Source organism: Alkalihalobacterium elongatum (assembly GCF_019024285.1).
GTDB lineage: Bacteria > Bacillota > Bacilli > Bacillales > Bacillaceae_F > Alkalihalobacterium > Alkalihalobacterium elongatum.
In genome coordinates this window covers 42,864-62,239 of the sequence record NZ_WMKZ01000013.1, presented here as the reverse complement: position 1 = coordinate 62,239, position 19,376 = coordinate 42,864, and the positions used below count along the sequence as shown (strand labels likewise).

18 protein-coding genes are annotated in these 19,376 nt (G+C 35.8%); 13 read left to right on the top strand and 5 right to left on the bottom strand.

Annotation, left to right across the window (positions count from 1 at the left end; translation table 11 throughout):
- Positions 1-67: 67 nt before the first annotated feature.
- From GKP30_RS13875 to GKP30_RS13845, 7 genes are all read left to right on the top strand, one after another.
- The gene (locus GKP30_RS13875) at positions 68-574 is read left to right on the top strand and encodes a YaiI/YqxD family protein (RefSeq protein ID WP_216830041.1); all 507 of its coding nucleotides are present in this window, start codon (positions 68-70) and stop codon (positions 572-574) included.
- A 17-nt stretch (positions 575-591) separates the two neighbouring features.
- Positions 592-2,412 carry a DNA primase gene (dnaG, locus tag GKP30_RS13870; RefSeq protein WP_216830040.1) on the top strand — a complete coding sequence of 607 codons (1,821 nt, stop codon included), beginning with the start codon at positions 592-594 and terminating at the stop codon, positions 2,410-2,412.
- Between the two features lie 70 nt (positions 2,413-2,482).
- Positions 2,483-3,601, top strand: a complete 1,119-nt coding sequence (rpoD, locus tag GKP30_RS13865; protein ID WP_216830039.1) for an RNA polymerase sigma factor RpoD — start codon at positions 2,483-2,485, stop codon at positions 3,599-3,601.
- Positions 3,602-3,701: 100 nt separating this feature from the next.
- Positions 3,702-4,247 carry a hypothetical protein gene (locus GKP30_RS13860; RefSeq protein ID WP_216830038.1) on the top strand — a complete coding sequence of 182 codons (546 nt, stop codon included), beginning with the start codon at positions 3,702-3,704 and terminating at the stop codon, positions 4,245-4,247.
- A gap of 319 nt (positions 4,248-4,566) precedes the next feature.
- Entirely contained in the window at positions 4,567-4,941 is a 375-nt protein-coding gene (locus tag GKP30_RS13855; RefSeq protein ID WP_216830037.1) for a c-type cytochrome, read from the top strand.
- A 200-nt stretch (positions 4,942-5,141) separates the two neighbouring features.
- On the top strand, positions 5,142-5,852 hold the full coding sequence (locus GKP30_RS13850) for a tRNA (adenine(22)-N(1))-methyltransferase (RefSeq protein WP_216830036.1): 711 nt from the start codon (positions 5,142-5,144) through the stop codon (positions 5,850-5,852).
- Positions 5,849-6,970, top strand: coding sequence for a Nif3-like dinuclear metal center hexameric protein (locus GKP30_RS13845; protein WP_216830035.1), 1,122 nt, complete (start codon positions 5,849-5,851; stop codon positions 6,968-6,970). The genes GKP30_RS13850 and GKP30_RS13845 overlap by 4 nt, the downstream gene beginning before the upstream one ends.
- A gap of 97 nt (positions 6,971-7,067) precedes the next feature.
- On the opposite strand, the gene GKP30_RS13840 is transcribed toward GKP30_RS13845, so the two are convergent.
- Positions 7,068-8,015, bottom strand: coding sequence for a 4-hydroxy-3-methylbut-2-enyl diphosphate reductase (locus tag GKP30_RS13840; RefSeq protein WP_216830034.1), 948 nt, complete (start codon positions 8,013-8,015; stop codon positions 7,068-7,070).
- A gap of 81 nt (positions 8,016-8,096) precedes the next feature.
- Positions 8,097-8,891: a YqfQ family protein gene (locus tag GKP30_RS13835; protein WP_216830033.1), complete on the bottom strand. Its 795-nt coding sequence runs from the start codon at positions 8,889-8,891 to the stop codon at positions 8,097-8,099.
- A 193-nt stretch (positions 8,892-9,084) separates the two neighbouring features.
- On the opposite strand from GKP30_RS13835, the gene GKP30_RS13830 reads away from it, so the two are divergent.
- Both GKP30_RS13830 and GKP30_RS13825 read left to right on the top strand, forming a co-directional pair.
- Positions 9,085-10,395: a DEAD/DEAH box helicase gene (locus GKP30_RS13830; protein ID WP_216830032.1), complete on the top strand. Its 1,311-nt coding sequence runs from the start codon at positions 9,085-9,087 to the stop codon at positions 10,393-10,395.
- A 71-nt stretch (positions 10,396-10,466) separates the two neighbouring features.
- Positions 10,467-11,357: a deoxyribonuclease IV gene (locus GKP30_RS13825; RefSeq protein ID WP_328703162.1), complete on the top strand. Its 891-nt coding sequence runs from the start codon at positions 10,467-10,469 to the stop codon at positions 11,355-11,357.
- Between the two features lie 123 nt (positions 11,358-11,480).
- Here the strand turns inward: GKP30_RS13825 and GKP30_RS13820 are convergent, their stop codons facing one another.
- Positions 11,481-11,756, bottom strand: a complete 276-nt coding sequence (locus GKP30_RS13820; protein ID WP_236035088.1) for a DUF2624 domain-containing protein — start codon at positions 11,754-11,756, stop codon at positions 11,481-11,483.
- Between the two features lie 318 nt (positions 11,757-12,074).
- On the opposite strand from GKP30_RS13820, the gene GKP30_RS13815 reads away from it, so the two are divergent.
- The gene (locus GKP30_RS13815) at positions 12,075-12,830 is read left to right on the top strand and encodes a metal ABC transporter ATP-binding protein (RefSeq protein ID WP_216830089.1); all 756 of its coding nucleotides are present in this window, start codon (positions 12,075-12,077) and stop codon (positions 12,828-12,830) included.
- On the top strand, positions 12,830-13,696 hold the full coding sequence (locus GKP30_RS13810; protein WP_216830031.1) for a metal ABC transporter permease: 867 nt from the start codon (positions 12,830-12,832) through the stop codon (positions 13,694-13,696). The genes GKP30_RS13815 and GKP30_RS13810 overlap by 1 nt, the downstream gene beginning before the upstream one ends.
- 91 nt (positions 13,697-13,787) lie before the next feature.
- Here the strand turns inward: GKP30_RS13810 and GKP30_RS13805 are convergent, their stop codons facing one another.
- Together GKP30_RS13805 and GKP30_RS13800 are read right to left on the bottom strand one after the other, a co-directional pair.
- Complete coding sequence (locus GKP30_RS13805) at positions 13,788-15,893, bottom strand: RNA degradosome polyphosphate kinase (RefSeq protein WP_328703161.1); 2,106 nt, start codon at positions 15,891-15,893, stop codon at positions 13,788-13,790.
- A gap of 85 nt (positions 15,894-15,978) precedes the next feature.
- On the bottom strand, positions 15,979-17,517 hold the full coding sequence (locus GKP30_RS13800; protein WP_216830030.1) for a Ppx/GppA phosphatase family protein: 1,539 nt from the start codon (positions 17,515-17,517) through the stop codon (positions 15,979-15,981).
- Positions 17,518-17,709: 192 nt separating this feature from the next.
- On the opposite strand from GKP30_RS13800, the gene GKP30_RS13795 reads away from it, so the two are divergent.
- Both GKP30_RS13795 and GKP30_RS13790 read left to right on the top strand, forming a co-directional pair.
- Positions 17,710-18,492: a metal ABC transporter ATP-binding protein gene (locus tag GKP30_RS13795; protein WP_216830029.1), complete on the top strand. Its 783-nt coding sequence runs from the start codon at positions 17,710-17,712 to the stop codon at positions 18,490-18,492.
- The gene (locus GKP30_RS13790; protein WP_216830028.1) at positions 18,485-19,351 is read left to right on the top strand and encodes a metal ABC transporter permease; all 867 of its coding nucleotides are present in this window, start codon (positions 18,485-18,487) and stop codon (positions 19,349-19,351) included. The genes GKP30_RS13795 and GKP30_RS13790 overlap by 8 nt, the downstream gene beginning before the upstream one ends.
- Positions 19,352-19,376 lie beyond the last annotated feature (25 nt).

Genomic DNA, 19,376 nt, shown 5'->3' with positions numbered 1-19,376 from the left:
CGACATATTTCATTTCTAATTAGCACTTTAAAGAAGGATTTTGTTAGGAGATGTAGAAATAGAGACCATGTTAACGAAATCGTATGTATATGTTGATGCTGATTCTTGCCCAGTGAAAGATGAGATTTTGGCTATTTCATCCGAGTATAATGTCGAGGTTGTGTTTGTTTCATCATACTCGCATGACATTCGTAGTGAACATGCTAAAATAGTACGGGTCGATTCAGATAAAGAAGCAGCAGATTTATTTATAATGAATCATGCGAAGAAAAATGATGTTATTGTAACACAAGATCATGCACTTGCCTCGATTTTAGTGGGGCGTGGAGCGTCTGTTTTATCACCACGGGGGAAAGTTTTCTCCGAAGATGAAATGATAACGATCCTGCAACTTAGACATTGGTCTCAAAAACAAAGGAGGTCTGGGAACAAGACGAAAGGACCGAAAGCATTTACATCAATGGATCGCAAACATTTTTGTAACAATTTAAGAAAAATATTAGAGGTAAAGAAGGAATTTGCCGAAAAAGGTCGAAATGATATTAACCGGAAAGGTAATCCAAATGAAATGTAGAAATTTGGTGATGAATGATGGGCTACCGCATCCCGGAAGAAAAGATTGAAGAGGTTCGTAAGACAGCAGATATTGTTGAAGTTATTAACGAATACGTTCAACTGAAAAAGCAAGGAAGAAATTATATTGGTCTTTGTCCTTTTCATGGTGAAAAGACTCCTTCGTTTTCGGTTTCACCAGATAAGCAACTTTATCACTGTTTTGGTTGTGGTGCAGGAGGAAATGTGTTCTCCTTTCTAATGGAGTTAGAAGGTCTATCCTTTGTCGAGTCGGTAGTTAAATTGGGAGAAAAGACAAATGTCGAACTACCGAGTGTTAGGGCAGATCAAAAGAAATCAAATGAACACAGTGCTATAGAAGCTGCACATGAGCTAGCAATGAAATTTTATCATCATATCTTACTTAAAACAGACATGGGAACTGTAGGATTAGATTACCTACAGAAACGTGGCTTTACTAAGGAAATGATTGATCATTTCCAAATGGGTTTTGCTCCAAATCATTGGGATAGCCTAACAAGCCTACTAGAAAAAAGAGGATTTAACCTAAAGGGATTAGAAAAAGCTGGCCTTCTTTCTGTACGCGAATTTGACGGGAAAGTGTTTGATCGCTTCCGAAACCGAATTATGTTTCCCATTTGGGACCGACAAGGAAATGTTATCGCTTTTGGTGGTCGAATAATAGACGACGGGAAGCCCAAATATTTAAATAGTCCTGAGACTGTACTATTTAATAAAAGTCGTACACTCTACGGGATCCACATAGCTAGACCTTCAATTAGAAAGCTAAATCAAGCAGTACTATTTGAAGGATATATTGATGTTATATCGGCCTGGGGAGCAGGAGTAAGCAATGGGATTGCAACTTTAGGGACTGCACTTACAGAAGAGCAAGCTAAGATTATTAGGAGAAATGCTGAAACTGTTATTATCTGTTACGACTCAGATGAAGCGGGCATTCAGGCAACTTCAAGAGCCGCCTCGATATTAGTGCAAGCAGGATGTTATGTTAAGGTAGCTTTGTTACCAGAAGGTCAAGACCCTGATGATTATATTCAAGCTCATGGCGGTGAACAGTTTAAGCGGGATATTATTGATGGAAGTCTTACACTAATGTCTTTCAAAATGCAGTATTTAAGACGAGGGAAAAACCTCCTAGATGAAGGAGAAAGGATGAGGTATATCGAAGAAGTACTTAATGAAATATCTGATCTTCCTCGTGCAGTAGAAAGAGATCATTATTTAAGACAAGTAGCAAGTGAATTTTCCTTATCTCTAGAAGCTCTAAAACAAGAGCAATATAGAATATATCGAGAAAAACGAAATAAGGGAGGACAACAACAACAACCAAATGGATCAAAGGCCCGTTCTTTTGTAGAAGTTAAAAAACGAGGATTTGAGCAAAAAAAGTTGCTTCCTGCTTTTCACAATGCTGAAAGAATTCTTTTAGCTTATATGATGAAAGATGCTGAAATAGCTGCTACCATTCAAGAAAAAGTTGGTGGGGCATTTAATATAGATGAGTACCACGCGATTGTTGCGCACCTTTTTGCCTATTATGGTGAAGGGTATGAGCCAAATCCAAGCTTTTTTATTGAAAGACTTCAAGATGAAAAGCTAAGAAGGATTGCTACTGAAGTTGCAATGCTCGATATTAGAGAAGAGTTATCTGATCAAGAATTGGATGATTATATTAATAAGATTGAAACCTACCCAAAATGGGTAGAAATAGAACAAAAAGAAAAACAAAAGAAAGAAGCAGAAAAACGAAATGATGTTCTAGCGGCTGCGCAAATAGCCATGGAAATCATTAAAATGAAAAAAGAACTTAAACGATAGCACCTGCTAGAGAGATGATTATTCATCTAAAGAGAGTTGACGTGTTGTATCAATGGAAGGAGGGGATCGAATGGCTGAGAAACCATTACGCCCACTCGCGGATGGAGATTTGACCATCGATCAAGTGAAAGAACAACTAGTTGAACTAGGTAAAAAAAGAGGAGTACTAACATACGCTGAAATTACAGAAAAGCTTGCAGTATTTGACCAAGATTCCGATCAAATTGATGAGTTTTTTGAATACTTAGGCGAACAAGGTATTGAAATATTAAATGATAATGATGATGTACCGAATATGCAACAAATGGAAAAAGAAGAAGAGGAATTTGACTTAAATGACTTAAGTGTACCTCCTGGAATTAAAATTAATGACCCAGTTCGTATGTACTTAAAAGAAATCGGCCGTGTTCCACTTCTATCTGCTGAGGAAGAGATAAACTTAGCCAAGAAAATTGAAGAAGGTGATGAGGAGTCTAAACGCCGTTTAGCTGAAGCTAACCTTCGTCTCGTTGTAAGTATTGCTAAGCGCTACGTGGGCCGTGGGATGTTGTTTTTAGACTTAATTCAAGAAGGAAATATGGGTCTGATCAAAGCAGTTGAGAAATTTGATTATCGTAAAGGGTATAAATTTAGTACGTATGCAACGTGGTGGATACGTCAAGCTATTACTCGTGCGATCGCCGATCAAGCTCGTACAATTCGAATCCCAGTTCATATGGTGGAAACGATTAATAAATTAATTCGTGTACAACGTCAATTACTTCAAGATTTAGGACGCGAACCAACTCCAGAAGAAGTATCAGAAGAAATGGACCTAACCCCTGAAAAGGTAAGAGAAATTCTTAAAATTGCTCAAGAACCTGTTTCATTAGAGACGCCAATCGGTGAAGAAGATGATTCTCACCTCGGTGACTTTATCGAAGATCAGGACGCGCTAGCACCTTCAGATGCTGCTGCTTACGAATTATTAAAAGAGCAATTAGAAGACGTATTAGATACGCTAACTGATCGAGAAGAAAATGTTTTACGCCTACGCTTTGGTCTAGATGACGGTAGAACTCGCACACTTGAAGAAGTAGGGAAAGTATTCGGTGTAACACGTGAGAGAATTCGTCAAATTGAAGCGAAAGCTTTAAGAAAATTAAGGCACCCAAGTCGTAGTAAGCGACTTAAAGATTTCTTAGATTAAGTATAGTTTAAGGCTGACTCTTAGAGTCAGCTTTTTTTACTTCAATTACTTGCATTCTAGGACGATAATAAAGATAGTTAAGCCTTCAGGAGGGGAATGAATGAACCGAGACCGGAAAGAAATCATCATTAAAGAAATAAGATATTGGAAACAAACTAGACTTCTTCCTGAACAATATTGTAATTACCTCCTCACCCTTTATTCTGAAGGAGAAGAAGATTATATGAAGGTAGAGGATGGAACAACTAGTTCTCGTCGTTATATAAAGTCCATACTCACCTTTTTTCTCGTTCAAATTCTTTTAATGATAAGTGTTGTTGTAATTTATTTTACTGATTTTCCATTTTTATTGCAAATGGCTTCTGGAATATTTTGTGGTGTTATCATATTAAAAATCGCCAAAAAGACCCTGAATACGCTTCCTCATTTAGCACATCTTTATTTTTTAATATCAGCGATTACAATGTTGTTAATTTTAGTTCAAATAACTCAACAAGTACTCCCTGGCAATCGTATCATAATGCTATTAGTTATTTTGATAAATTGTAGTTCATGGTTATTAATTGGAATGAAATTTAAGTTAAAATATTTTATCATTGCTGGAAGTACAGGAATTATTCTCGGTATTGTGTTTTTTATCTATTAGCGAGCTGTTAAATCAATTTATATCAACATTACCTTTAACCCAGCCTCATTTATTTCAAAAAAATCACAAAAAGCAACTAGCCTATAGAAAAGAGCACTAGAAAAGCTCCTAATAAATCTCATAGGCGGTTTTAGTAGTTTATTTTTCCTTAAACTTTGTTAAAATGGAAATGACAATAGAAAACAATGACAAAATAAGCAATTCTTCAGTTAACTCTTTTCTCTTTTACTTTTTTCAAGTAAAATGGTAGAGGGAATTCAAATGGATTCACTTTTTGTTATGAATATGTCATTATTATAGTGTAAAGGGGGACAAGATAGTGAAAGGTAGACCGTTATTTCCTTTTGCAGTAATTGCAATAGCAGGGATTCTTCTAATGGTGGCACTATCATTCCAAGGCTTATTAGCTAGTCAAGCGGATGAAGGAGAAGCTGAAGAAGAAATCGTATTCGATGATCCTATTGCAGCTGGTGAAGAGCTAACACAGCGAAGCTGTTTAAGTTGTCATGGACAAGATCTACAAGGGTTAGCTAGTAATCCTGCAATTAATGCTTTAGAAGGTAAGTATACTGAAGAAGAAATTGTACAAATTATTTTTGGACAATATGAAGGTGTTAACATGCCTGCAATGAGCAATCTTAAGCCTGCTGAAGCAGAAGCAATTGCTACATACTTACTACACGTATCTGAGTAATATTTAAAGAAAGAGGGGGCCTTGTTCCCTCTTTTTTTATTGCGTGCCAAGACAGAGTTCTAGTGCATCTATCATAAGCATATTTGGCGATTAGAGTGTGATCTAAATATAAATTTTTGGTAACTACGGCTTATCTAGTTGCACTTTATAATTAATAATAGGTATGATAAGAAAAAGTTTACATAAAATGTGGTGAAAAAATGAATGAAACAAAACTATCCAAACGGTTAGAAACAGTGGCTGGCTTTGTTCTAGAAGGAGCTAAAGTGGCCGATATTGGTTCGGATCATGCATACCTCCCATCCTACTTATACATTAATGGTCAAATTAGTTTTGCTGTCGCAGGTGAGGTCAATGAAGGTCCATTTCAATCTGCTGTGTCACAAGTTGAAAAATTAGGAATTTCCGATAAAGTTCAGGTGAGAAAAGGAAATGGACTTGAGGTCATTTCTTCTAATGAGGTCGATCATATTACTATTGCTGGTATGGGAGGTGCTCTAATAACTGATATTTTAGAAGCAGGGTCGGATAAACTTCATGGTGTAAAAAGACTTATTTTACAGCCTAATGTGATGGTTGAGCGAATACGAATATGGTTAAGAACAAATGGTTGGGAATTAATTGAAGAAGTCATCCTAGAAGAGGATGAAAAGATCTACGAGGTGTTAGTGGCCGAAAGAGGGAATGGCGACGAACCTTACAGTGATGACAAAGAGCTTGAATTGTTGCTTGGACCGTTTCTAATGAAGGAGAAAAGTTCTCCATTTATAAAGAAATGGGAAAGTGAAGTACATAGTTGGAAGCGAATTTTAAATCAATTCGAGCAAGCAAGAGAAACAACAGAGGTCATAGAAAAAAAAGCAGATTTAATAAAACGCATTTCAAAGGTGGAGGAGGTAATTTCAACATGAGTAAACTTGCCAAGGGACAAACAGTTATCCAGATTTTTGAAAGCTGGTCACCGAAATCACTTGCTGTAGAAGGTGATAAAAATGGCTTAATGGTCGGTACATTAAATAAACCCATACAAAAGGTAATGATCGCTTTAGATGTTCTCGAGGAGGTCATTGATGAAGCCATACAAGAAGATGTTGACTTAATTATTGCTCATCATCCTCTAATCTTTAGACCTTTAAAAAACATTGATACAGGACGTCCTGCAGGCCGCATTATAGAAAAGGCGATCAAGCACGATATTACGATTTACGCAGCCCATACAAACTTGGATGTTACTAATGGTGGAGTAAATGACATGATGGCAAATGCTCTAGGTTTAAGAGATTGTGAAGTCCTTGCACCTACAACTGAAATCTCTTTAAAAAAAGTGGTAGTGTTTGTTCCAGAGAGCCATGCTGACCAAGTTCGAACAGCCTTAGGAAATGCTGGGGCAGGTCATATCGGAAATTACAGTCACTGTACGTATAATAGTAATGGTGTGGGAACATTTACACCATTAGAAGGTACAAACCCTTACATAGGTGAACAAGGAAAGCTAGAAAAAGTCCAAGAGGTAAGGATTGAGACGATCATTCCAAGCCAGCTTCAAAATAAAGTCATTTCAGCTATGGTTAAGGCTCATCCTTACGAGGAGCCAGCTTATGATATTTACCCCCTTGATAATAAAGGTGAAGTGTTAGGATTAGGACGAATTGGAATACTGCAAGAGGAAATGACGTTAGAACAATTTGCCCATCATGTAAAACAAGCTTTTGATGTTAAAGGGGCAAGAGTTGTTGGAAAGCTTGACTCAAAAGTAAAAAAAATAGCTGTCCTAGGTGGAGACGGTAATAAATATATGTCACAAGCATTATTTAAAGGGGCTGATGTTTTTGTTACTGGGGATGTGTATTATCATGTAGCCCATGATGCGATGATGGATGGGCTCAATATTGTTGATCCTGGCCATAATGTAGAAAAAATTATGAAACAAGGTGTACAAAACTACTTGCAAGAACAATTAGCTAAACAAAGTTATCAAACAGAGGTTATTTTCAGTAAAATTAATACAGATCCTTTTACATTTATTTAGTTTAATTAATATAAAGTCAATTTTTAAAAACACATTAAAAAGTAGTAGTTATAAAAAAAGACAGTTGAATCTAATAGATCCAACTGTCTTTCTTTTTTTAGTCTTTTTTTGCTTTAACCTTTGGCAAGATTTTTTGTAATGTGACTTTTCGTTCCTTTTCCCACGTTGTTTCATCTGCACGGTTATATTTTTCTAAGAAGTCAATAACCTCTTTAGTGATCGGAGTTGGAGTAGAAGCGCCAGAAGTAACACCTACTACGTTAACACCGTCTAACCATTCAAGTTTTAATTCAGTTAGGTCTGAAATACGATAAGCTTTTGTACCAGCAATTTGTTCAGAGACTTGTGCTAGTCGGTTTGAGTTATTGCTTTTTGGATCACCAACCACAATGACAAGATCTGCTTCCTTCGCTTGTTTTGCTACAGCCTCTTGCCTTACTTGAGTTGCTAAGCAAATTTCATTATGAACTTCTGCATGGGGATATTTTTTTAGTGCATGGTTCATAATATCTGCAACATCCCATTGGCTCATTGTAGTCTGGTTTGTAATAATAATTTTATCGTTAGTTAATTGAAGGTTTTCTACATCTTCTGTTGACTCGACTAAATGAACGATATCAGGTGCTACACCTATAGCTCCTTCTGGTTCTGGATGGCCTTTTTTCCCAACGTAAATAACATCATAGCCTTCAGCTTTCTTTTCTAAAATAAGGTCGTGTGTCTTTGATACGTCAGGACAAGTTGCATCGACAACAGTTAAACCTTTTTCTTTCGCAAGTTTACGTACTTCAGGGGATACCCCATGAGCAGTAAAAATAACAGTTCCTTTATCAACTTGCTTTATAATGTCTAATCGATTTGGTCCGTCTAAAGAAATAATGCCTTCCTCTTCAAAAGCATCTGTAACATGTTTATTATGAACAATCATACCTAATATATAAATCGGTCGAGGTAAATCAAGGTTTTGGGCGGCTTGTCTGGCAAGGACCATTGCATCGACAACGCCATAACAATAGCCTCGCGGTGATATTTTTAATACTTTCATGCTTGGCCTCCTATTTGTAACATACTAATTAACATTATAAAGGAGGACAGGAGCTTATACAATGAACTTCACTTATGGCTTTTAAATATACATTTTAGGTGCAGGTATATTTCCGTGAGCGGACTTATTAGTGGAGGAAGTCCTTGTAACAGTCGATCTTTTTTTGTTGGCTGAAGGAGTTGCTTTTTTAGTTTTTTTACCACTTGTCACTTTTTTACTTTCTGTTACCTTCAATTTTGTGGTTGTTTTTTTATCTGAACTTGTTTTTTCATTCTTGCTTATCGTTTCTTCTTTATCAGAGGGCTTTGTAGTGGCTCCAATTTCTGAATTGTCTGCGGTATCACTATTCGATGTAGTGGTTTCTTCTCCACCATCAGGATTGCTTTTTAGGATTTGGTATAGTTGCGGCATACTACGTAATAGTGGGCCGTATTGCTGAATCATCGGTGTAACAGATTGTACGACACCCATCACCCGTTGAGCGTTGTTGAGTATTCCCATTAAGTTCATGCCTCCGCCCAACGCTCCACTACTCGCAGCACCACCTGCTAAAGCACCAGGGGCACCAGCACCCATACCACCTGCTAAAGCACCTGGCCCAGCAGCACCCATACCAGCACCTGTACCGCCAAACAAACCTCCACCAGCACCTGGTGCAAATCCTGAACCAAGGCCGCGAGCAGCACCTCTACCAAATAACCGTGCTAATAGGCCACCACCACCGCCGCCACCAGTAGGAGGCATCATACCTGGTGCACCAGTAGGCATGCCGAACATTCCTGTTGGTGGTGTTGGGGGGTGATTTATAAATGGAAAGTTGAAAGGGCCTGGAGAAGATGGCGGCATCATCATTTGTTGTTGGTAAGGTAAAACCATGCTTTTCATCCTTTCGTGCAATATTCATTCTCTATGATTAGGTATATGCACGTCAGAAGGTTTGGTGCAATCAGGAGTTAAGTTCAAAGTCATCAAGTATTTGACAAATTCGCTTTTACATTCTGTTTTTGGTAGAATAAACAATTGCATAGAATATAACCCTTTATAAAGTAAAAGAGGTAGGAGACAGGTTATGACAAATTCAAATTTTGCTCGTTTTGATTTACAATCTTTTTTAATAAACGCAGTCACGGCACAAGGTTTTACGTTACCAACCGAAATTCAGGAAAGGTTAATTCCAGCTATTAAAAGTGGTAAAGATGTTATTGGCCAATCACAAACAGGCTCTGGAAAGACGTTAGCGTTTTTACTACCCATTGTTGATGTTATTGACTCTGAAAGAGAAGAGGTACAAGCAGTAATTACTGCACCAACAAGAGAGCTTGCTTCTCAAATCTTTAATGAGCTCAAGAAGTTATTGGACCATCAAGAAGAGCAAACTATACAAGCAAAGTTACTTGTTGGAGGAACTGACCGTTCACGAATGATTGACAAACTCGAAAAAACACAACCGCATATTGTTATAGGTACACCTGGGCGTATCAATGATTTAATTAAGGATCAAGCTTTAACTGTTCAAGAAACACCGATTCTTGTTGTTGATGAAGCTGATCAAATGTTAGATATGGGATTTTTAGAAGATGTGGATAAATTAGCTTCACGGATGGCGGTTGATTTACAGATGCTAGTTTTCTCAGCAACTATCCCTGAAAAATTACAACCATTTTTACGAAAATATATGAACAACCCGAGACATGTTCATGTAAAGCCAGAACATGCAACTGCACCAAAAATTGAGCACCGTTTAATTGCATTAAGACACCGTAACAAAATTGAAGTGACGATAGAGGTTGCTAAGGTTGTTAATCCATATCTTGCCATAATCTTTACCAACACGAAAGAGCAAGCTGATGAAGTAGCAGATGCGATGCTATCAGCAGGACTTAACGTAGGTCGCTTACATGGTGGGCTACAACCTCGTGAACGAAAACAAGTTATGAAGCAAGTAAATGATGTTAAAATCCAATACTTAGTGGCGACAGATTTAGCTGCACGAGGAATTGATATTAAAGGAATAACTCATATTATCAATTACAATATTCCAAAGGATCTTGATTTCTATATACACCGTGTTGGTAGAACGGCACGTGCTGGAAATGAAGGGCTTGCTGTTACGGTTTATGAGCCACATGAGCAAGAGGCAATTGAGAAGTTGATGAAAAGAGGAATTGCATTCACTTTTACTGACATAAAAAATGGCGAATTAATTACATTAGATAAACCTAAGTTCGGCGGAAGTAAGCCAAAAAGTAAGACTCAAGTTAGTAGTGGAAAGGCAATTGCAAGACCGAAAAAGGTGAAACCTGGATATAAGAAGAAAGCACGATACTTACAAGAAAAACAGGAAAAGAGAGAGAGAAGATTAAATCGTAGAAAGAAATAGTTAAAGATCTAGATTAAATTGCTTTCTTGATAAACATCTATATGAAAAAACTGTAAAGAGGAGTGGAGAAGGTGTTATTAGGATCACACGTTTCAATGAGTGGAAAGAAAATGTTATTAGCATCGAGTGAGGAAGCGATATCATACGGGGCAAACACATTTATGATTTATACTGGTGCACCGCAAAATACTCGTCGAAAGCCAATTGAGGAGCTAAATATTGAAGCTGGGTTAGCTCATATGAAAGAAAATGGGATCGATGAAATTGTTGTTCATGCGCCGTATATTATTAATATTGCAAATACGGAAAAACCAGCTACATTTAGGTTGGGTGTTGACTTTTTACGTAGTGAGATTGAACGTACAGAGGCGTTAGGTGCAAAACAAATTGTTCTTCACCCAGGTGCACATGTTGGAGCTGGGGCAGAAGCTGGCATAAAAAAAATAATAGAAGGCCTAAACGAAGTTTTAGAAAAAGATCAACATGTTCAAATTGCGCTGGAAACGATGGCTGGAAAAGGTACTGAATGTGGCCGTACATTTGAAGAATTAGCGAGCATTATAGATGGAGTTACACATAATGAGAAGTTAACCGTTTGCTTTGATACATGTCATACACACGATGCAGGGTATGATATTGTTAATGATTTTGACGGCGTTCTAGAACAATTTGATAAATTAGTTGGAATAGACCGCTTGAAAGTACTTCATATTAACGACAGCAAAAATGAGCGCGGCGCTAGAAAAGACCGCCATGAAAACATTGGTTTCGGTCATATTGGTTATGATGCACTTCACAAAATTGTTCATCATCCACAATTAACAGAAGTACCCAAAATTTTAGAGACCCCATATGTTGGTGAAGATAAAAATAATAAAAAGGCTCCATACAAACATGAAATTGAGATGCTCAAAAGCTCCAGTTTCAATAATCAATTGAGAGAAGCTATTATGAACTCTTAAACTGTGAAGTTCCCAAAGCAATATTATGTAGAAAAAGACTGTTTCATCCCTGACACATTTAGCGTGGAAAGGAAATGAACAGTCTTTTTTTCGTCTAGGTTATGAATGATAGTTGTTCACTTATTATAGCTGGTTTAGAAGATGTCCGTATTGGTTAAGGAGTTGAGAAATTAACTTGGAAACATAAGGGTCTACCTCAGTTTGTAATCGTTTGATCATCCGTTCGATTTGTGAGCGATTTCCAACATCAATGGGTTCTGATTGAATAACTTGAATTACTTTATTAGCTTGTTCCTCATTAATGGGCATTTGATGTTGATGGGATAAAGCAATTAATTCTTTAGGAGTTAAAGAATTAATCTTATGATTAATCATCTGTTGAAAAAAAGGATTCATCATCAGTTCCTCCTCTGGCTGCACTAATACCAATAGTTTATGAACCCACTAAAAAAATGTGAAAGCTTATAAAAAAAACAAGGAAATTATTTCAAATCGGTTTTGCCATATAAATTTAGTAAAAAATCATTTACAAGGTTTCCTTTTAGCTAATATAATTGGTTATAGTATAAAAAGTTTACCTAAGGAAACTTTTTAAGCACAAAATCCAAATCAGTTTCATAAAATAGATTTAGGTGAATTGCGGATAAACTTCTATTAATACTTAACTTTCGAATGAAACGGTTAATTAAAAAGATGAAAACAGAGAGGGGTTTTATGATGGAACGAATGTTAGAGGTAAATAATCTCTCCGTTTATTACGATAACCTTCAAGCAGTTAATAATGTGAGTTTTACTGCTGATGCAGGTAAATTAATTGGAATTGTTGGACCAAATGGTGCTGGAAAGTCAACATTAATTAAAGCAATACTAGGTTTAGAAAAATCCACTAATAGCGGCATTAGTGCCTTTAAAAAATCAATTAAAAAGGTGAGAAGACAAATTGCTTATGTACCACAACGAAGTCTAATTGATTGGGACTTTCCTGTACTCGTTGAAGATGTTGTTATGATGGGAAGGTTTATTCACTTACCTTGGTATAAACGTCCTTCAAAAGATGATAAAAGAATTGTCAAAGAGGCATTGGAAAAGGTAGGAATGACTGAATTTAGAAAGCGACAAATTGGTGAGCTTTCTGGTGGGCAGCAACAACGAGTATTTATAGCAAGAGCGTTAGCTCAACAAGCAACACTATTTTTCCTTGATGAACCTTTTGCTGGTATTGATGTAACCTCTGAAGAGATTATTTTTAATATTTTAAAAGCACTAAAAGAAGAAAATAAAACAATCCTTGTTGTTCATCATGATTTAAGCAAGGTAGAAGAGTATTTTGATCAAGTGATGTTAGTAAATAAGGAACTTATTGGGTATGGAGAAGTCAGTGAAACCTTTAAACCAGAGCTACTATCACAAACATATAAAGGAAAGATTAAACTTTTCAATGACAACGATCAAATGATGGTGGTGGGTAACTAATGCAAGAAGTTATATCATTTATTGACCAGGTGTCTCGTTATAATTATCTCCAACAAGCTTTAATTGCTGCAATATTAGTTGGGATCATCTGCGGGGTAATTGGGTGTTTTATTATTTTACGTGGTATGGCGCTTATGGGCGATGCTATCTCACATGCAGTTTTACCTGGGGTTGTAATTGCTTATATGGTCGGTGCTAGTTTCTTTGTGGGTGCTGTAATAGCAGGGGTATTAACTGCACTTGGAATTGGATATGTTTCACAAAATAGTCGAATTAAAGATGACTCCGCAATAGGGATATTATTCACAGCTGCTTTTGCTCTTGGTGTCGTTTTATTAACCAATCTGAGAGGAACGTCTTTAGATCTATGGCACATATTGTTTGGTAATGTTTTAGCAGTTTCTAGGAGTGATTTATGGGTAACATTCGGTATCGGAGCATTTGTATTATTAATGATATTCTTATTTTACCGGCCATTATTAATGAGCACTTTCGATCCAACAATGGCTAAGGCTGCTGGTATACCAGTACAAATGATTCATTACTTATTAATGCTACTATTATCATTAGTTACTGTTGCTTCGTTAAAAACAGTAGGGATTATTTTAGTTGTAGCAATGTTAATTACACCGGGGGCCACTGCTTATCTATTAACTGATCGCTTACCAGTTATGTTATTTTTATCAGCATTCTTTGGTTCGATATCAGCAATTCTTGGAATATTCTTCTCTGTTGTCTATGATGTGGCCTCGGGTGCGTCGATCGTACTAGTTGCTTCAGTTATTTTTGGTCTTGTGTTTTTCTTTTCACCTAAACAAGGTGTAGTTACGCGATATTTCCGTTCAAGGGTTCAAAAAACAGCATAAAACGTAAAAGGTACTCATTTTCGTGAGTACCTTTTTATGGAGAAAGGAGAACATCTTAAAGATGTCTAGCTCCTACTGCGTTTTTCTTGTGTTACATATCTTCACTGAAGCGAGCTGCCATTTCATAAAATTTAAGCTGGCTCTGTAATGGTTTCTCATTTTCTTGACAAGGAACATAATGGTATTGCCCATATTTATCTTGTTCTCTTGCTTTCACATTATCTTTTAAGGTTAGATCTAAAACTTCAATTATTCTTCTTTTAATACTAGGGCTATAGATTGGAAATAAAATTTCAATTCGTTTTTCCATGTTTCTTGTCATCCAGTCTGCAGACGAAAGGAAAATTTTCTCTTCTCCACCGTGATGAAAGTAAAAAATCCGACTATGCTCTAGAAAACGATCAACAATACTTCGAACACGGATATTTTCACTCACGCCTTCAACCCCAGGTCTTAAACAGCATATACCTCGAACAATTAGATCTATTTTAACGCCCGCTTGCGAAGCTTCATAGAGCTTTAAGATAATTGGCTTATCAGTCAATGAATTCATCTTAGCAATAATACGACCATTTCCTGATTGTATATGAAATTCGATTTCTTTATCAATCGCTTCAATGAACGTCTCCCTAATTTGGAAAGGTGCGGTCGAAAGATGATTCCATATTGGTTTATTACTATATCCACTCAAATAATTAAAAAAGTTAGTTGCATCAATTCCAAAGCCCTCATCTGAAGTAAGGATACCCATGTCTGTATATAGTTTTGCGGTTGAGTCATTGTAATTACCTGTTCCTAGATGAACGTAACGCTGAATATTATCATTCTCATGGCGAACGACTAGGGTAATTTTACTATGTGTCTTTAAAGCTGTAATCCCATATATAACATGAACACCAGCTTTTTCTAACTTCTTAGCCCATTGAATATTGTTCTCTTCATCAAAACGTGCTTTTAGTTCTACAAGTACAGTTACTTGTTTACCTTGTTCAGCCGCTCTTGCTAACGCATTAATAATTGGAGAGTCCCCACTGACTCGATATAGAGTTTGCTTAATGGCAAGCACATTCGGATCATCGGCTGCTATACTTAGAAAGTCAATAATTGGTTGAAATGACTCATATGGATGATGAAGAAAAATATCCTTTTTATCAATCGCATGAAAAATATTATCTTCGTTTACTAAATCTTCAGGTGTTTGTGGAACTAAATTTTCATTTGCTAAATGCTCGTATTCTAAAACTAATTTTCCATAGAGCTTAAATAAAAACGACAAATCTAAAGGTCCTTTAAAAGAATAAACATCCTTACTATGAACTTCTAATACATCAAGTAAAAGATTTAAAACTTTAGGTTCCATCAACCCTTCTTGAATTTCAAGGCGTACAGTAGAGCCCCATTTACGCTTCTTTAATTCTTTTTCAATCTCTCTTAAAAGATCACGTGCTCCTTCTTCATGTATTGTTAAATCGGCGTTACGAGTAATTCGAAATGGTGATACCGATTGCACTTCATACCCTTGAAATAACATCCCAATAAAGTGACTAATGACATTTTCAAGCAAAATATACTGTTGTTTTTCACAAGTGCTAGGTAACTGAATAAAGCGGTTTAAAACACTAGGAACTTGTACAATTGCTAAGCGTTCTTTTTTCTGATCATCCTTAAGCAAGACGGCTAAGTTTAAACTTTTATTTTGTAACATTGGAAATGGGCGATAGGCATCGATTGCCATTGGCGTTAGAACTGGAAAAATGTAATGCATAAAACGATATTCTAAAAATTCCATCTGTTCATTATTTACTTCATCAATAGCTAAAAACTGAACGCCTTCATGATAAAGCATTGGTAATAATGTCTCACAAAACATATTATCTTGAAGACGAACAAGTTGTTGCGTTTTTTCTGAAATTTTTTTTAATTGTTGTTTAGGTGTTAATCCAGCTTTATTTTCAGGTTTGTTAAATCCAGCCTTTACCTGGTCTTTTAAGCCAGCGACACGTACCATAAAAAATTCATCTAAGTTTGAGCTAAATATGGCTAGAAACTTTAACCTTTCTAAAAGCGGGTTTCTTTCATCTATAGCTTCTTCTAATACTCTCTCATTAAAAGCTAACCAACTGAGTTCACGGTTATTGTAAAAGGCTGGGTTATTTAGATCAATGGGCATGTTTTGTTCGATGTATTTTGTCGACATAATTATCAACCTCTCCAAAATAAAAGTATCTAATCTAATTCCATAATATCAATTGATTGTAAATTTTATGTAAACATTGTGTAAATTAGTTATTATTTTGGAAATGCAACTCGAAGTTAAAATTTAGTCTTTTCTCAATATGCTTTTTGTATTTTTGGGCTTGTTCTTCTTCGAAAAAATAGTCATTATTACATAGAAGCTGTAGTTGTATATTTCTCTTTGATGGTTTTGTAACGAAACATTTGTAAATGACGTTTCGTCGTGTTCGATTAAGTGAGTATGCAAGTTTAAGGATTGCTCCAAGTAGTTCATAACGTTTTAATTGTTGTTTTGATAGTAGTTCACTGTATGGAGTAGCGAACTGTAATAAATAGGATTTTGACTTAAAAGAAGAGATAAGTGCTATTGCTAACCTCTGTGAGTGTGAAAGCCCATCAATTGTCTTATTGGATAACAAATAAAATGTATGTTGGCTACTGGCTTCATTACTAATATACTCCCCCATATAGAGGACTCTTGCGCTATACCTTAATAGCTGCATGTTTTCTTCATCATTATATTTTTCAAGAAGGTATGGAGAAAGTTCTTTATAAATAGCCGAAGCAAGTTTAGACACTTGCTTAACATGTTCATTATCAATTTGATAATTGTAGGATAGTTGGAAGAAACTTTCATCAGCAACGTTTGGAAATTGATCAATCCCAATTTGCTGTAAGACTTCTTCATAAAATATCCCGTCTCTTAATCCTTTATTACTCATAATAAACTGTGGTGCATTAGTTACCTTGATAAGAGAAGCAATAGCTTGAATAGCTGGGATAATAATGTCTGTACGATCTTTTGATAAGCCTTGTATATTTTGTCTTTCACTGAAAGGACGCTCAACTAATGATTGTTGAACTTCTTGAATGTCATTTGGCTGTAATTCATATTGATGAAGACCTGGCAATGGGTAGTTAATCTTACGCTGATGCATTAAACATAAGTTTCTAGCGGTACCCCCAATTCCAACGACAGGAAGTTCTGTATTGACAATCCAATTTAATGAAGAAAATTGGTTTATTAAAAATTGTTGTAGATTGTTCATCTCTTCTAAGGTTGGAGGATCACTTTCAATAAATCGGTTTTTTAAAGTGATTGCACCGAATGGAAAGCTTACATATTTCAGCAATTTTCTGTTTTTAAATAAAGTTACTTCAGTACTTCCACCACCAATATCAACGGAAATGCCGTCTTCAATATTTGTAGAATTCGTTACAGCTAAGTAACCGTAGTAGGCTTCTTCATAATCACTTAAAACAGTAAAGGATAAAGCTGTTTTTTTCTTTATAATATTAATTACTTCTGTTTGATTTGGAGCAAGACGTAAGGCAGCAGTTGCTACCCCTTTAATTTGATCAATTTGGTGGGCTTTTATAATTTCATTAAAGCGGGATAAAGTCTCTACAATTATTTCAATACCCTTATCTGAAATACTGCCATCCTCTTTAGTGTGACTACTTAATCGTGCAACGACTTTAAAATTATGAAGCTCATGGTAACAGCCGTTACTTTTAATTGTATAAATGACGAGGCGAATGGAGTTAGAGCCCATATCAATGATTGCTAACTTTCTTTCTGCCATTAAAAATTCACATCCCTGTTGTTCTGAATTGGAATTAAGATGTATTTGTCTTATTATATAATTTTCTACAGCTATTTGCATTCATGTGTAAGTCGACAATTTTTATATGGCAAAAGTCAAGAAAAGCCAATGGATAAGAACTATTCTTATTTATGCTATAATGTAAAAATAGTAATGATTTGGAGGAAAAGTATGACTGATCAACAAGCTTATGCGATTGAAGTCAATAAAGTATACTTTCGCTATGATAGCAAGGAAGTTTTAGAAAATGTAAATTTGAAAATAGGAAAAGGTGCGTTTTTAGGACTTGTTGGCCCGAATGGTTCAGGAAAATCAACATTAATAAAATGCATTCTTGGTTTATTAACTCCACAAAGTGGTGAGGTTCGATTATTTGGTCAGCCGATACACAAATTTAAAGCATGGAATAAAGTTGGCTTCGTCTCCCAAAAAGCCAATAGTTTTAATTCGGGCTTTCCTGCAACTGTTTTTGAAGTAGTGTCGATGGGCTTATATGCGAAGATAGGCTTATTTCGTTTTATGACTAAAAAAGATAAGGAAAAAGTTCGGGAAGCGATAAAAAGTGTTGGGATGAGTCAATTTAGTAATCAAACGATTGGCGAGTTGTCTGGTGGACAGCAACAACGCGTTTTCATTGCGAGAGCTTTGGTAAGTGACCCCGAGCTATTAATTCTAGATGAGCCTACTGTTGGTGTTGATGCAAGCTCAGTTCATTCGTTTTATGAAATGTTGATTGACTTAAATAAAAATAAAAAAATTACCTTATTATTAGTAACACATGACATTAGTAAAATGGTAGAACATGTAACTGATATTGCTTGTATTAATACAACCATTCATTTTCATGGGGATCGCCAAGAGTTTGAGAAAAATCATAACCTGTCTTCATTCTTTGGTCATAATGTTCAACTTTTAAGCCATAATCATTGTGACGGAGGCTGTGAGCATGATTGAGGCTTTTTTTAGGTATGAGTTTTTACAAAATGCGTTTTATACAGGGTTGTTAGTAGGCCTTATAGCCCCGATGCTTGGTGTCTTTCTTGTTGTGCGTAGGATGTCTCTTATTGCAGATGCTCTTTCGCATATAACCTTAACAGGAATTGCAGCTAGTTTATTATTAGGAAAGTATTTCATTTTTTTTCAGGGACTTAATCCTTTATATATGGGAATGGGTACTGCGGTTGGAGGTTCATTACTAATAGAGAAGATTAGAAATGTATATAGTTATTATCAAGAATTAGCTATACCCATCATTTTATCTAGTGGAATTGGTATAGGAGTCGTATTCATTTCTTTAGCTGATGGCTTTAATAATGATTTGTTTAACTACTTATTTGGAAGTGTAATTACAGTAAGTCGTTCCGATCTATATGTGGTCTTAATGACATCTGTTCTTGTCATTTTAATAACACTCTTCCTATTTAAAGAACTGTTTTATTTAGCATTTGATGAAGAACATGCAAAAGTTTCAGGTTTAAATAAGTCATTTGTTCATATCATTTTTGTCATTATTGTTGCTCTTGTTATAGCTGCTTCAATGAGAATTGTTGGGATCCTGCTTGTCTCAGCTTTAATGACACTTCCAGTTGCAGCAAGTATGCGTATTGCTAAAAGCTTCAAGCAAATGTTTGTCTATTCTATTTTATTTGGAGAAATTGCAGTTATTGGGGGTTTAATTACTGCATTTCAATTAGACTTAGCTCCAGGAGGAACAATTGTTATCATTTCTGTACTCATTTTAGTCATTTGTTTATCCATAAAAAAGTTAAAGGACAAACTCCTATATAAACAAAAGACAAGCATAAGTATATAACCAAGTGTGTTCATTGTTGTATCGG

Coding starts and splice junctions, on each gene's coding strand:
- rpoD (WP_216830039.1), top strand. CDS start 2,483: ATGGCTGAGAAACCATTACGCCCACTCGCGGATGGAGATTTGACCATC.
- GKP30_RS13840 (WP_216830034.1), bottom strand. CDS start 8,015: ATGAAAGTATTAAAAATATCACCGCGAGGCTATTGTTATGGCGTTGTC.
- GKP30_RS13820 (WP_236035088.1), bottom strand. CDS start 11,756: ATGATGAATCCTTTTTTTCAACAGATGATTAATCATAAGATTAATTCT.
- GKP30_RS13875 (WP_216830041.1), top strand. CDS start 68: ATGTTAACGAAATCGTATGTATATGTTGATGCTGATTCTTGCCCAGTG.
- GKP30_RS13845 (WP_216830035.1), top strand. CDS start 5,849: ATGAGTAAACTTGCCAAGGGACAAACAGTTATCCAGATTTTTGAAAGC.
- GKP30_RS13860 (WP_216830038.1), top strand. CDS start 3,702: ATGAACCGAGACCGGAAAGAAATCATCATTAAAGAAATAAGATATTGG.
- GKP30_RS13835 (WP_216830033.1), bottom strand. CDS start 8,891: ATGGTTTTACCTTACCAACAACAAATGATGATGCCGCCATCTTCTCCA.
- GKP30_RS13805 (WP_328703161.1), bottom strand. CDS start 15,893: ATGTCGACAAAATACATCGAACAAAACATGCCCATTGATCTAAATAAC.
- GKP30_RS13800 (WP_216830030.1), bottom strand. CDS start 17,517: ATGGCAGAAAGAAAGTTAGCAATCATTGATATGGGCTCTAACTCCATT.
- GKP30_RS13850 (WP_216830036.1), top strand. CDS start 5,142: ATGAATGAAACAAAACTATCCAAACGGTTAGAAACAGTGGCTGGCTTT.
- GKP30_RS13810 (WP_216830031.1), top strand. CDS start 12,830: ATGCAAGAAGTTATATCATTTATTGACCAGGTGTCTCGTTATAATTAT.
- dnaG (WP_216830040.1), top strand. CDS start 592: ATGGGCTACCGCATCCCGGAAGAAAAGATTGAAGAGGTTCGTAAGACA.
- GKP30_RS13815 (WP_216830089.1), top strand. CDS start 12,075: ATGGAACGAATGTTAGAGGTAAATAATCTCTCCGTTTATTACGATAAC.
- GKP30_RS13790 (WP_216830028.1), top strand. CDS start 18,485: ATGATTGAGGCTTTTTTTAGGTATGAGTTTTTACAAAATGCGTTTTAT.
- GKP30_RS13830 (WP_216830032.1), top strand. CDS start 9,085: ATGACAAATTCAAATTTTGCTCGTTTTGATTTACAATCTTTTTTAATA.
- GKP30_RS13795 (WP_216830029.1), top strand. CDS start 17,710: ATGACTGATCAACAAGCTTATGCGATTGAAGTCAATAAAGTATACTTT.